Raw genomic sequence first — 12676 nt, 5'->3', positions numbered from 1 at the left:
CCCCTCATCCGGCGCTTCGCGCCACCTTCTCCCACAGGGGGAGAAGGAAGGAAGAAGACCAGTGCTCGCCTATATCGCCAGACGCATCGTCTACGTCATCCCGATCGTCATCAGCGTGGCGCTGGTGTGTTTTCTGCTGGTGCACATCACGCCCGGCGATCCGCTCGTCGCCGTGCTGCCGGCCGATGCGTCACAGGAGCTTGCGGCGCAACTGCGTGCGGCCTACGGCTTCGACCGGCCGCTGCCGGTGCAGTTCGGCCTCTGGCTGCTGCGCGCGCTGCACGGCGATCTCGGTAATTCCATTGCGACGGGACGGCCCGTACTTGCTGAGGTGATGCGCGCGGTCGGCAACACCGTGACGCTTGCAATCGCGGCTGCCATCATCGGTTTCACGATGGGGATCCTGCTTGGCCTGATCGCCGGCTATTTCCGCGAGACCTGGATCGACAAGCTGGCGACATCCTTTGCCATCGCCGGCGTCTCGGTGCCGCATTACTGGCTTGGCATGCTGCTCGTCATCATCTTCTCGGTCGAACTGAACTGGCTGCCCGCGGTCGGCGCCGGCCCCGGCGGCTCCGGCGCATGGGCCTGGGACTGGGCGCATCTGCAATATCTCGTGCTGCCGGCGATCACGACATCCGTGATTCCCATGGGCATCGTCACCCGAACCGTGCGCGCGCTCACCGGCGACATCCTCAGCCAGGATTTCGTCGAGGCCCTGCGCGCAAAAGGCCTGCGCGAAACTGGTGTGTTCCGCCACGTCATCAAGAACGCCGCGCCCACTGCGCTGGCGGTAATGGGCCTCCAGCTTGGCTACATGCTCGGCGGCTCGATCCTGATCGAGACGGTGTTCTCCTGGCCGGGCTCGGGCTTCCTGCTCAACTCCGCGATCTTCCAGCGCGACCTGCCGCTGTTGCAGGGCACGATCCTGGTGCTGGCGCTGTTCTTCGTCTTTCTCAATCTGCTGGTCGACATCGCGCAAGCCGCGATCGATCCGCGCATCAAGCGGGGCTAGCCGATGAGCGAGCTTCCGTTGTCAGCCACCAGCGAAGCAGCGCTTCAGGCCGCACCCGCGACGAAAGCGCGCGGCTACTGGGCGACAGTGGGCCGCCGCATCATGCGTGATAAGGTCAGCATGGCCTGCGCGCTGGTGCTGCTGCTGATCTTCCTCTCCGCACTGCTCGCGCCGTGGCTCGGCCTCGAGGACCCCTACAAGGGCTCGATGATTCGCCGCCTGCGCCACATCGGCACGACGGGCTATCCGCTCGGCACCGACGAGCTCGGCCGCGACATGCTGGCGCGGCTGATCTATGGCGGTCGTCTCTCCCTCGTCATCGGCATTCTGCCGGTGATCCTCGCCTTCGGCATCGGCACCTCGCTCGGCCTCGTCGCCGGCTATGTCGGCGGCAAGCTCAACACCGCGATCATGCGCACGGTTGACGTGTTCTACGCCTTCCCCTCTGTGCTGCTTGCTATCGCCATCTCCGGTGCGTTAGGGGCCGGCATCCTCAACTCCATCGTGGCGCTGACCATCGTGTTCGTGCCGCAGATCACCCGCGTCGCCGAAAGCGTCACCACCGGCGTGCGCAACATGGATTTCGTCGAGGCCGCGCGCGCCTCCGGTGCGGGGGCGTTCACCATCATGCGCGTGCATATCCTCGGCAACGTGCTGGGCGCGATCTTCGTCTATGCGACCAGCCTGATCTCGGTCTCGATGATCCTGGCCGCCGGTCTCTCCTTCCTCGGGCTCGGCACAAAGCCGCCGGAGCCGGAGTGGGGACTGATGCTGAACACGCTGCGCACCGCGATCTACGTCAATCCCTGGGTCGCAGCGTTGCCCGGCGCGATGATCTTCGCGGTCTCGATCTGCTTCAACCTGCTCTCGGACGGCCTGCGCAGCGCCATGGACATCAGGAACTAAGAGATGACGACATCGACCGACACTGGCTCCGCGGCGAAGATCACCTCTCCCAAAGGGAGAGGTCGGATCGCATCGTCAGATGCGATCTGGGTGAGGGGGTACGCTTTATCGAGGGACCTGTGCCCCTCACCCGGCGCTGCGCGCCGACCTCTCCCCGATGGGGAGAGGTGAAGGGCGACGATCATGATCGACACCAACGCCTCCATTGCCATGCTGGAGCCCGTCGAGGATCGCGGTGGCGTCGCGCAGCCGCTGTTAAGGGTGAATGGCCTGACCAAGCATTTCCCCGTGCGCGGCGAGCTGTTCAGCGCGAAGCGCACGGTGCGTGCCGTCGACAACGTGTCCTTCTCCGTTGCCAAGGGCGAGACCGTCGGCATCGTCGGCGAATCCGGCTGCGGCAAGTCGACCACCGCGCGGCTCCTGATGCATCTGATGCAGCGCGATGCCGGCGACATCATCTATGACGGCATGACCGTCGGCCAGGCGCTCAGCTTGCGCGAGCTGCGCCGGGGCATGCAGATGGTGTTCCAGGATTCCTACGCCTCGCTCAACCCGCGCCTGACGATCGAGGAATCGATCGCGTTCGGCCCCAAGGTCCACGGCATGACCGACGGCGCGGCCCGGGCGCTCGCGCGCGAATTGCTCGGCAAAGTCGGCTTGCGTCCGGAAAATTTCGCCAATCGCTACCCGCACGAGATCTCCGGCGGCCAGCGCCAGCGCGTCAATATCGCGCGGGCGCTGGCGCTGTCGCCGCGGCTGGTGATTTTGGATGAGGCCGTTTCTGCGCTCGACAAGTCGGTCGAGGCGCAGGTGCTCAACCTGCTAGCCGACCTCAAACGCGAATTCGGGCTCACCTATCTCTTCATCAGCCACGACCTCAACGTGGTCCGCTACATCTCCGACCGGGTGCTGGTGATGTATCTCGGCGAGGTCGTCGAACTCGGCCCGGTCGATGCGGTCTGGGACGCGCCCGCCCATCCCTATACGCGTGCGTTGCTGGCGGCGATGCCGTCCTCCGATCCGGACAAGCGCACCGAGACGCCGCCGATCTCGGGCGATCCGCCCAACCCGATCGATCCGCCCTCCGGCTGCCGTTTCCACACCCGTTGTCCGTTCGCGGAGCCGCTCTGCGCAAAAGTAACGCCAAAGCTCACCGCGCTCGATACAATGGGCCACGAGGCCGCCTGCTATATGGCCATACCGGGATCGGGCCACAGCCGCGCGCCGCAAGATGGAGCAGCATGACAAGACCGACCGCAAAAGACATCAAGGCCATGGCTGACACAGCCGGCGTCCCCGTCGAGGACGAGATCGCGGTTCGTATCGCGAACAACATGGGTCCCGTGTTCGACGGCTTTGCGACCATCGCCGGCACGCTGCCGATGGATCTCGAGCCGTCTCTCTATGTGCTGGCGCAAACCACGAAGGTTCCGGCATGAGCACTGAACCCGCATTGATGACGCTGACCGAGGTCGCGCGCGCGATCGCGATGAAGCAGTTGTCTTCGCACGAGGTGACGCGCGCGCTGCTGCATCGCATCGCGCAGTGGCAGCCGCATCTCAACGCCTTCATGGCGATCGAGTCGGAGGCTGCGTTGAAGGCGGCTGAAGAGGCCGACGAGGCGCTCGCCAAAGGCGAGGTGCGCGGCCCGCTGCACGGCGTGCCGCTCGCGCACAAAGACATGTATTACGACGCAGGGAAAGTCGTGACCTGCGGCTCGCTGATCCGCCGCGACTATGTCGCCACCACGACGTCGACGGCGCTCCAGCGCCTGAAGGATGCCGGCCAGGTCCGGCTTGGCACGCTGCACATGGCCGAGTTCGCCTATGGGCCGACCGGTCACAACGGCCATTATGGTCCGGTGCGCAATCCCTGGAATGTCGCGCATATCACCGGCGGCTCGTCGTCGGGTTCGGGCTCGGCGGTCGCGGCGCGGCTGACCTTCGCCGCGCTCGGCTCGGATACCGGTGGCTCGATCCGCATGCCCGCGAATTTCTGCGGCGTCACGGGCCTCAAGGTCACCTGGGGCCGCGTCAGCCGCGCCGGTGCGATGCCGCTGTCGCAATCGCTCGACACCGTCGGTCCGCTCGCGCAGACCGCGGAGGACTGCGCGCTGCTGCTCGCGCTGATGGCGGGTCCTGATCCTGAGGATCCGACAGCGAGCGCCGAGCCTGTGGCGGACTACGTTGCCGCGACACAAGGCTCGCTGAAGGGCCTCAAGATCGGCGTGCCCACATCCTTCTATGTCGATGATCTCGATCCTGAAGTGGCGCGCGTGCTCGACGAGACCATCGCCGTGCTCAAGCGCGAGGGCGCCGACATCGTCAAGGTCGAGCTGCCGGATCAGCGGCAATTGCAGGCGGCGAGCCAGCTCGTGCTGGCGGTGGAGGCCGCCGCCTTCCACAAGCGCTGGCTGATCGAACGTCCGCAGGACTATGGCGCGCAGGTGCTGATGCGTCTCCAGAACGGGCTTGCGGTCCCCGCCATCACCTATCTCGAAGCGATGCGCTGGCGCGGACCTGCGCTTGCCGCCCATCACGCGGCCATCGCCGGCGTCGATGCGGTGATCGCGCCGGTCTCGCCGGTGCCGGCGCCGACGATCGCCGAGAGCGATGTCGGCGGGGATGCGCATGCGCCGGCGCTGTTGCAGCGGCTGACGCTGTTCACCCGTCCGGTGAACTATCTCGGCCTGCCGTCGCTGGTCGTGCCATCGGGCTTCACCAAAGGCGGCCTGCCGGTCGGCATGCAGCTCATAGGTCGCGCGTTCGACGAAGCGACCCTGCTCACCATCGGCGCCGCGTTCCAGCGCGCGACCGATTATCACGCCAAGGTGCCGAAGCTGCCGTCATGACAAAGCTCGTCGCGATCTCAGGCCTCAACATCCGCTTCACCGGCGAGCGCACGGTCTATGCCGTGAACGATCTCGATCTCTCGCTCGGTGACGGCGAGGTGCTGGGCCTGCTCGGCGAGTCCGGCTCGGGCAAGAGCGTGACGCTGCGCGCCCTGATGCGGCTTCTGCCGAAGAAGCGCACGCAGATCTCGGGCACCGTCAACGTCATGGGCCGCGACGTGCTCGCCATGGGCGAAGAGGAGCTCTCTACATTCCGCGGCCAGACGGTGTCGATGATCTTCCAGGAGCCGGCGCTTGCGCTCGATCCGGTCTACACCATCGGGGCGCAGATCGCCGAGAGCGTGGTGCGTCACGAAGGCAAAAGCTATGCGGAAGGGTGGGGGCGCGCGCTGGAGATGCTCGAGGTCGTGCGCATCCCTTCCGCAAAGCGCCGGCTCGATGCCTATCCGCACGAGATGTCCGGCGGCATGCGCCAGCGCGCGATGATCGCGCTGGCGCTCGCCTGCCGGCCGAAGATCCTGCTCGCGGACGAGCCGACCACCGCGCTCGATGCCACCGTACAGATCCAGATCCTCTTGCTGCTGCGCGAGCTGCAGCGCGAGTTCGGCATGTCCGTCATTTTCGTCACCCACGACATCGGCGTGGCGATCGAGATCTGCGACCGTGTCGCGGTCATGTATGCCGGCCAGATCGTGGAGCAGGGGAGCTTGCGCGACATCGTGCGCGCGCCGGTGCACCCCTACGCCAAGGGCCTGCTCGCCTCGACCATTCACGGCGCCAAGCGCGGCGCGCGGCTCGAGACCATCCCCGGAACTCCGCCCTCGCTTGGCCAGAAACCGCACAACTGCTCCTTCGCCCCCCGCTGCGCCGTCGCCCAGCCGCAGTGCCTGGAGCAACTGCCCGCGAACGTGCAGGTGGGACCCGGCAGGGCGGCGCGGTGTGTGCTCGCGGAGGCGGCGACGGTCGCTTCGTAGCTTGCTCCCTTCGATCTCAAGCCCAGCCACGTGCACACTGCACTCCCTCCCTTGCGCGGGGAGGGGGGTAGCCCCGGGAGAGGTCAGCGTTCGTGCCACCCCCCTCCCTGCCCCTCCCCAGCAAGGGGGGAGGGAATGAGAGAGCGGGTGCACTCCTCACTTCGAAATGCTCCTCACCTCAAAAATCTCAAGCACCAGCACGCAGTTGCCGCGATCCACCGCGCGCGTCCAGCCAAAGGCCGGTTCTACTTTGCATTGGGTTGTTTTCGACATTTTGTCGGGGTGAGACCTCCTGGGGAGACGTGACAGGCATTCAGTTCCCATTCATCCCGGGGAGGGTTCCATGCGCCCCCATTCACGGAGAGGGACTTCAACTTATGTACATTTCTGGCCAAAGCCTCATCGTCATCCTGTTCGTCGGCCTGGTTGCCGGCTGGCTTGCTGGCAAGGTGGTACGCGGAAGCGGGTTCGGCATCATCGGCGACATCGTGATCGGCATCGCGGGCGCGTTTGTCGCGAGCTTCCTGTTCCCGCGGCTCGGCATCCATCTCGGCGTGGGGCTGGTCTCGGAGATCATCTACTCCGCAATCGGCGCCATCATTCTGCTTCTGGTGGTCCGCCTGGTGCGCGGCGGCGGGCGGCTCTAGCGGTTCCTGCGAAAAACCGGCCGCCGCGATGATAAATTCGTCGCGGCAGCTCCAAAAACTGTGGAATTCCGGATTTGCGCCGCAGCGCGGCTGCGCTAGAGGTTTTGAGCCAGAGATTGTTGATCAACTGTCGTGCATTGGACGACAGCCACAAACGCGATATTAATCTGGGTCGAGTACCCCAAATTTAGCTTGTGAAATCAGGGGTTTTACCCCTCATCCGATGAGAAGCGACTGATGGCAGCGGTTCCCGGCTTGCGCCGTTCCGAACTCGGTAATGCCTTGCGTGCCTGTCGCGCTGCGTTCCTGGGCCTCGGGTTGATGAGCTGCATGATCAACCTGCTCTATCTGACCGGGTCGATCTTCATGCTGGAGGTCTACGATCGGGTGCTGCCCAGCCGCAGCATCCCGACGCTGGTCGGCCTGATCATCCTCGCCGGCGGTCTCTACATCGCGCAAGGCGTTCTGGACCTGATACGCGGCCGCATCCTTGGCCGTATCGGCACTGCGCTCGACGAGGCCCTGAACAAGCGGGTGTTCGACACCATCGTGCGTCTGCCGCTCCTGGCCGGCAACCGCAACGAAGGCCTCCAGCCGCTGCGCGACCTCGACAACGTCCGTTCCTTCCTCGGTGGCATGGGACCGAGCGCGTTCTTCGACCTGCCATGGCTGCCGCTCTATCTCGCCATCTGCTTCGCCTTCCATTGGCTGATCGGCGTCACGGCTTTGGTCGGTGCGATCATCCTGGTTGGCCTCACGCTGGTGACGGAGTTCATGTCCCGCCGGCCCGCACGCGAGGCGACGAGCCTCGCCGCACAGCGCAACGATCTCGCCGCTTCCAGCCGCCGCAATGCCGAGGTGCTGGTGGCGATGGGTATGGCCGGCCGGCTCAACCAGCGCTGGAGCGAGGCCAACGAAAAATATCTCGCCGGCAATCAGCGCGCCAGCGATGTCGCCGGCGGTCTCGGTGCCATCGCAAAAGTGCTGCGCATGATGCTGCAATCGGCCGTGCTCGCGGTCGGTGCCTATCTCGTCATTCATCAGGAGGCGACCGCCGGCATCATCATCGCGGGCTCGATCCTCTCGGCGCGCGCGCTCGCGCCGGTCGATCTCGCGATCGCGCACTGGAAGTCCTTTGTCGCCGCGCGGCAGAGCTGGCAGCGGCTCAGCCGCCTGCTGGAGCAGATTCCGGCCCAGGCGATGCCGACCCAGTTGCAGGCGCCCTCGAGCCGCCTCGCGGTCGAAGGCGTCAGCATCGTGCCGCCGGGCGATCAGCGCGTCATCGTGCAGGACGTGACGTTCGCGCTCAATGCCGGCATGGGCCTCGGCGTGATCGGCCCGAGCGGTTCGGGCAAATCGTCGCTGATCCGGGCGCTGGTCGGCGTCTGGCAGCCGGTGCGCGGCAAGGTGCGGCTCGACGGCGCGGCGCTCGACCAGTGGGCCTCCGACGTGCTCGGCCGCCACATCGGCTATTTGCCGCAGGACGTCGAGCTGTTCGGCGGTAGTATCGCGCAGAACATCAGCCGGTTTGATCCCGACGCGACCTCCGATGCCATCATTGCCGCGGCGAAGGAGGCTGGCGTGCATGAGATGATCATCAAGATGCGCGAGGGTTACAACACCCAGGTCGGCGAGCAGGGCACGGCGTTGTCCGCCGGCCAGGCCCAGCGCGTGGCGCTGGCGCGCGCGCTCTACGGCAATCCGTTCCTGATCGTGCTCGACGAACCCAACTCCAACCTCGACACCGAAGGCGACGAAGCCCTGACCCGCGCGATCCGCGCCGCGCGCGAGCGCGGGGCCATCGTCGTCGTCGTGGCGCATCGGCCGATTGGCGTCGAGGCGGTCGATCAGATCCTGGTGCTGCGCGACGGCCGCATGCAGGCCTTCGGCCCGAAGGAGCAGGTGCTCGCACAGGTGCTGCAGCCGCGCGTCGCCCCGCCGGCGCCGCCGATCAAGATCGTCAGCGAAGGCGGAGTGGCCAAACCATGAGCTCGATGACGATGGCGGGCGCCAAGCCCGCGGCAAAGCGAAGCGTGCGGCAGTCGATCAGGTTTCACCTGCTGCTCGGTCTCGGGATCGTGCTGCTGCTCGCCGTCGGGCTCGGCGGCTGGGCGTCGACCGTGCTGATCTCCGGCGCGCTGATCGCGCCGGGGCAGATCGTCGTCGAATCCAACGTGAAGAAGGTGCAGCATCCGACCGGCGGCGTGGTCGGCGAGGTGCGCGCCCGCGACGGCGACCTGGTCAAGGCCGGCGACATCGTGGTGCGGCTCGACGACACCGTCACCAAGGCGAACCTCGCCATCGTCACCAAGAACCTCGACGCCGGCCAGGCGCGCGCGGCGCGGCTGCAGGCCGAGCAGCGCGGGCTTGCAAAGATCGAATTCCCGCAGGGGCTGCTCGATCGCGCAAGCGATCCCGACGTGGCGACACTGCTCGCCAGTGAAGGCAAATTGTTCGACGTCCGCGTCAATGGCCGTGCCGGTCAGAAGGCGCAGCTTCGTGAGCGCATCCAGCAGCTCAACGAGGAAATCGAGGGCCTGAAGGCGCAGGAGACCGCCAAGGACAAGGAGATCGTGCTGGTGCAGCAGGAGCTCACCGGTGTCCGCGATCTCTATGACAAGCACCTGGTGCAGCTCTCGCGCCTGACGACGCTAGAGCGCGACTCGGCCCGCCTCAACGGCGAGCGCGCGCAGTACATCGCCTCGCGCGCCCAGGCCAAGGGCAAGATCACCGAAACCGAGCTGCAGATCATCCAGGTCGACAAGGACATGGTGAGCGAGGTCTCAAAGGATTTGCGCGAGACCAACGACAAGATCGGCGAGCTGATCGAGCGCAAGGTCACCGCCGAGGATCAGCTCCGCCGCGTCGACATCCGCGCGCCACAGGATGGCATGGTGTTGCAATCGACCGTGCACACCGTCGGTGGCGTCGTCACCGCCGGCGATACCCTCATGCTGATCGTGCCGCAGCAGGACGACCTGCAGGTCGAGGCCAAAGTCAATCCGACCGACATCGACAAGCTTCAGGTCGGCCAGAAGACGCTGCTGCGCCTGTCCGCCTTCAACCAGCGCACCACGCCGGAGCTCAACGGCGTCGTGAGCCGCGTCTCGCCCGACGTCACCACCGACCAGCGCACCGGGCAGAGCTATTACACCATCCGCGTCTCGATGCCGCCGGAAGAGGTCGCCCGCCTCGGCGAGGTCAAGCTGATCCCCGGCATGCCGGTCGAGGCCTTCGTGCAGACCGGCGACCGCACCATGCTGTCCTACCTGATGAAGCCGCTGCACGATCAGCTGATGCGGGCGTTCCGGGAGAAGTGAGGCGGAGCGCCGCTTCAATCGTCATTGCGAGCGTAGCGAAGCAATCCAGAATCGTTCCGCGGCGGCAGCCTGGATTGCTTCGTCGCAAGAGCTCCTCGCAATGACGAGTTGCAATGAGCGGCGCCGTTGTTGCTATACTCTGGCTCCGAGCAGACTACTCAGCATGAAACGGCGTCAGACACATGCATCACGCCCCGATCCAGACCCCGCCGACTATTGCCACGGAAGCCTTCACCGATGCGAGCCTTGCGGTCGCCCGGCTCGAAGAGATCTACGAGCGCAACACGAAATTCCTGCGCGATCACTTCGAGGCCTATCTGGGCGGCAGGTCGCCGACGACGCGCGTGCGCGCGTTCTACCCGTTCGTCCGCCTGACCACCGCCACCCATGCGCGGCTCGATTCGCGCCTGGCCTACGGCTTCGTTGCCGGACCCGGCGTGCACGAGACCAGTGTGACGCGGCCGGACGTGTTTCGGACCTATCTCACCGAGCAGATCAGCCTGCTGATCAAGAATCACGGTGTGCCGGTCGAGATCGGCGAGTCCATTGAGCCGATCCCGATTCATTTCGCCTATCGGCGAGACATCAACATCGAGGCGGCGATCAGCACGGGCGATACGGTCGGCACACGGCTCATGCGCGACGTGTTCGACACGCCCGATCTTGCCGCCATGGATGATGCGATCGCCGACGGCACGCTCGCGCTGGCGCCCGGAGCGCCGGAGCCGCTGGCCCTGTTCCGCGCGGCGCGCGTCGACTATTCACTTCGGCGGCTCTATCACTACACCGGCACCGATCCCGAGCACTTCCAGAATTTCGTGATCTTCACCAACTACCAGTTCTACGTCGATGCCTTCGTGCAACTCTGCCAGCAGCGGCTCGCATCGGGCGACGACGGCATCGAGGCCTTCGTCGGACCGGGCAACGTGATCACCCGCAACGCGAGGTTCGGCGGCGGTACGAGCGGGACTGCGCCGGATCGCGCGCCGCAGATGCCGGCCTTCCATCTCGTCGAGCCCGGCTATCAGGGCATCACCCTGATCAACATCGGCACGGGCCCTTCCAATGCGCGGAACGTCACCGACCATGTCGCGGTGCTGCGGCCGCATGCCTGGCTGATGGTCGGACATTGCGCCGGCCTCCGGAATACGCAGCGGCTCGGCGACTACGTGCTGGCGCATGGTTACGTCCGCGAGGACCACGTGCTCGATCAGGAGCTGCCGCCCTGGGTGCCGATCCCGGCGCTTGCCGAAGTGCAGGTCGCGCTCGAGGAGGCGGTCGAGGAGGTCACGGGATTGTCCGGCTTCGAGCTCAAGCGCCTGATGCGGACCGGAACGGTCGCGAGCGTCGACAACCGCAATTGGGAGATCAGCGGCGCCGCGGTCATTCGCCGTCTGTCGCAATCCCGCGCCGTTGCGCTCGACATGGAATCTGCGGCGATCGCCGCCAACGGCTATCGCTTCCGCGTTCCCTACGGCACCTTGCTGTGCGTCTCGGACAAGCCCCTGCACGGCGAGATCAAGCTCGCAGGGATGGCGAGCGCATTTTACCGGCAGCGCGTCAGCCAGCATCTCGAGATCGGCCTGAAGGCGCTCGAACGGCTCAAGCACCAGGAGTCGGAACGCCTGCATTCGCGTAAGCTGCGCAGTTTTGCCGAGGTGGCATTTCAGTAGCTTCAGCGTCTGATGCTCGCGTGCGCTTAGGGCAGCGTAACTGTCATACGCCGCACTGACGTCTGCGTGAGCGCACAAGCCCTCCGGAATATTCACTGCCAGTGCAGGGTTAACACCTATCCGGGGCTCCCTTGACCAAGGCCACAGGAGCAGACATGAGCAATCCCCTGATCAGGTATGTCGTGCTGGGAGCATGTGTGGTGGCGCTGTTCGTGCCGCCGATATTCGCCCCGGTCTTTGCGGCAGGCGGTGGTGGTGGCGGCGGAGGCGGAGGTGGAGGCGGAGGTGCGGGGGGTGTTGATCCCTTTGCGAGTACGTCCGCAGGCCAGAACCGGAATACGCCCGCGCCGTCCTATCCGAATCGGTCCGGCACGAAGGCCACCCAGAAGGGCAAGAAGCCCAACAACCAGTCGAGCATCGGCGACCCCGCCTTTGCGGCTGCCTATCGCGCGGCCTATGACACCATCTACGAGCGCAACGATTATGCCTCCGCGATCGCGCAACTGAAGGCGCTCGGCCGCGACGACAATCCGAACGTCGCCAATCTCATCGGCTATTCCTACCGCAAGCTCGGCGACTACAGGCAGTCGCAGGTCTGGTACGAGCACGCCCTGGCGATCGATCCGAACCACGTGCTGACCTGGCAGTATTACGGCCTGTGGCAGCTCGAGCAGGGCAATCGCGAGCAGGCGATGTATCACCTGGAAAAGATCGCCGCAATCTGCGGCACGACTTGCGAGGAATACAAGTCGCTGGCCGCGGCACTGGACAAGCCGACGGGCACGGCGCTGGTGTATTGACGGCTAACTCACCCCAAAAGCGGTGACAAGCCGCAAAAATTTCCGCATTGTCCCGGCCGGGGGCGCGACCGGGACAATTGGATGCCGCTGACGCGCGACAAGATCATCGGCCACGACGTTGAACGTCTGGCCTTCCGCTTCACCATGCTGAGTGACGGCGAGGAAGTGACGTGCCAGATCAGCGACGCCGCGATGGATGAGCTCGCCGGCATGCAGGGCACGGAAAGCAGCGCACGCCAGGCGCAATTTCTCTCGCTGCGCGAGACCATCGAACGGATCGCCTCAGACCTCTACGACGAAGCGCCGCGCTTCAAGGGGTATGTGGTGCGGATTTTTACCAAGCATCTGGGGGGATAGCGCCGATGCGCCTTCTGCCGTCATCGCCCGGCTTGACCGGGCGATCCAGTACTCCAGAGACAGCGCAGCTAGAATCGAGAAGCCGCGGCGTACTGGATGCCCCGCTTTCGCGGGGCATGACTGCGGTATGTGC

Annotated in this window: 12 protein-coding genes; all 12 read left to right on the top strand. The window is 65.5% G+C overall.

Going from position 1 to position 12676, the window contains the following annotated elements; translation table 11 throughout:
* Positions 1-61: 61 nt before the first annotated feature.
* Positions 62-1015: an ABC transporter permease gene (locus NLN62_RS14390; RefSeq protein ID WP_027521379.1), complete on the top strand. Its 954-nt coding sequence runs from the start codon at positions 62-64 to the stop codon at positions 1013-1015.
* Between the two features lie 3 nt (positions 1016-1018).
* Positions 1019-1921: an ABC transporter permease gene (locus NLN62_RS14385; protein ID WP_254109209.1), complete on the top strand. Its 903-nt coding sequence runs from the start codon at positions 1019-1021 to the stop codon at positions 1919-1921.
* Between the two features lie 183 nt (positions 1922-2104).
* Positions 2105-3166, top strand: a complete 1062-nt coding sequence (locus tag NLN62_RS14380; RefSeq protein ID WP_254109208.1) for an ABC transporter ATP-binding protein — start codon at positions 2105-2107, stop codon at positions 3164-3166.
* Positions 3163-3360, top strand: a complete 198-nt coding sequence (locus NLN62_RS14375) for a hypothetical protein (protein ID WP_027521375.1) — start codon at positions 3163-3165, stop codon at positions 3358-3360. The genes NLN62_RS14380 and NLN62_RS14375 overlap by 4 nt, the downstream gene beginning before the upstream one ends.
* The gene (locus tag NLN62_RS14370; RefSeq protein ID WP_254109207.1) at positions 3357-4772 is read left to right on the top strand and encodes an amidase; all 1416 of its coding nucleotides are present in this window, start codon (positions 3357-3359) and stop codon (positions 4770-4772) included. Before NLN62_RS14375 ends, NLN62_RS14370 begins: the two co-directional genes overlap by 4 nt.
* Positions 4769-5746: an ABC transporter ATP-binding protein gene (locus NLN62_RS14365; RefSeq protein WP_254109206.1), complete on the top strand. Its 978-nt coding sequence runs from the start codon at positions 4769-4771 to the stop codon at positions 5744-5746. Before NLN62_RS14370 ends, NLN62_RS14365 begins: the two co-directional genes overlap by 4 nt.
* 377 nt (positions 5747-6123) lie before the next feature.
* Positions 6124-6393: a GlsB/YeaQ/YmgE family stress response membrane protein gene (locus tag NLN62_RS14360; protein WP_027521372.1), complete on the top strand. Its 270-nt coding sequence runs from the start codon at positions 6124-6126 to the stop codon at positions 6391-6393.
* 237 nt (positions 6394-6630) lie between these two features.
* The gene (locus NLN62_RS14355) at positions 6631-8382 is read left to right on the top strand and encodes a type I secretion system permease/ATPase (protein ID WP_027521371.1); all 1752 of its coding nucleotides are present in this window, start codon (positions 6631-6633) and stop codon (positions 8380-8382) included.
* Positions 8379-9713 (top strand): HlyD family type I secretion periplasmic adaptor subunit, encoded by a 1335-nt coding sequence (locus tag NLN62_RS14350; RefSeq protein WP_254109205.1) that lies wholly within the window; start codon positions 8379-8381, stop codon positions 9711-9713. Before NLN62_RS14355 ends, NLN62_RS14350 begins: the two co-directional genes overlap by 4 nt.
* 182 nt (positions 9714-9895) lie before the next feature.
* Positions 9896-11386 (top strand): AMP nucleosidase, encoded by a 1491-nt coding sequence (locus tag NLN62_RS14345; protein ID WP_035661277.1) that lies wholly within the window; start codon positions 9896-9898, stop codon positions 11384-11386.
* Positions 11387-11541: 155 nt separating this feature from the next.
* Positions 11542-12186, top strand: a complete 645-nt coding sequence (locus NLN62_RS14340) for a M48 family metallopeptidase (protein WP_254109204.1) — start codon at positions 11542-11544, stop codon at positions 12184-12186.
* A gap of 81 nt (positions 12187-12267) precedes the next feature.
* On the top strand, positions 12268-12543 hold the full coding sequence (locus NLN62_RS14335; RefSeq protein WP_254109203.1) for a DUF1488 family protein: 276 nt from the start codon (positions 12268-12270) through the stop codon (positions 12541-12543).
* Positions 12544-12676: the final 133 nt, after the last annotated feature.

Source organism: Bradyrhizobium sp. CCGUVB23 (assembly GCF_024199885.1).
GTDB lineage: Bacteria > Pseudomonadota > Alphaproteobacteria > Rhizobiales > Xanthobacteraceae > Bradyrhizobium.
The sequence above is the reverse complement of the archived record's forward strand: the minus strand, read 5'-3'. Positions and strand labels throughout refer to the sequence as shown.

What these genes read in the sequence shown, in the direction of transcription:
- NLN62_RS14355 (WP_027521371.1), top strand. Translation starts at nt 6,631, where the DNA reads ATGGCAGCGGTTCCCGGCTTGCGCCGTTCCGAACTCGGTAATGCCTTG.
- NLN62_RS14365 (WP_254109206.1), top strand. Translation starts at nt 4,769, where the DNA reads ATGACAAAGCTCGTCGCGATCTCAGGCCTCAACATCCGCTTCACCGGC.
- NLN62_RS14360 (WP_027521372.1), top strand. Translation starts at nt 6,124, where the DNA reads ATGTACATTTCTGGCCAAAGCCTCATCGTCATCCTGTTCGTCGGCCTG.
- NLN62_RS14385 (WP_254109209.1), top strand. Translation starts at nt 1,019, where the DNA reads ATGAGCGAGCTTCCGTTGTCAGCCACCAGCGAAGCAGCGCTTCAGGCC.
- NLN62_RS14375 (WP_027521375.1), top strand. Translation starts at nt 3,163, where the DNA reads ATGACAAGACCGACCGCAAAAGACATCAAGGCCATGGCTGACACAGCC.
- NLN62_RS14380 (WP_254109208.1), top strand. Translation starts at nt 2,105, where the DNA reads ATGATCGACACCAACGCCTCCATTGCCATGCTGGAGCCCGTCGAGGAT.
- NLN62_RS14345 (WP_035661277.1), top strand. Translation starts at nt 9,896, where the DNA reads ATGCATCACGCCCCGATCCAGACCCCGCCGACTATTGCCACGGAAGCC.
- NLN62_RS14335 (WP_254109203.1), top strand. Translation starts at nt 12,268, where the DNA reads ATGCCGCTGACGCGCGACAAGATCATCGGCCACGACGTTGAACGTCTG.
- NLN62_RS14340 (WP_254109204.1), top strand. Translation starts at nt 11,542, where the DNA reads ATGAGCAATCCCCTGATCAGGTATGTCGTGCTGGGAGCATGTGTGGTG.
- NLN62_RS14350 (WP_254109205.1), top strand. Translation starts at nt 8,379, where the DNA reads ATGAGCTCGATGACGATGGCGGGCGCCAAGCCCGCGGCAAAGCGAAGC.
- NLN62_RS14370 (WP_254109207.1), top strand. Translation starts at nt 3,357, where the DNA reads ATGAGCACTGAACCCGCATTGATGACGCTGACCGAGGTCGCGCGCGCG.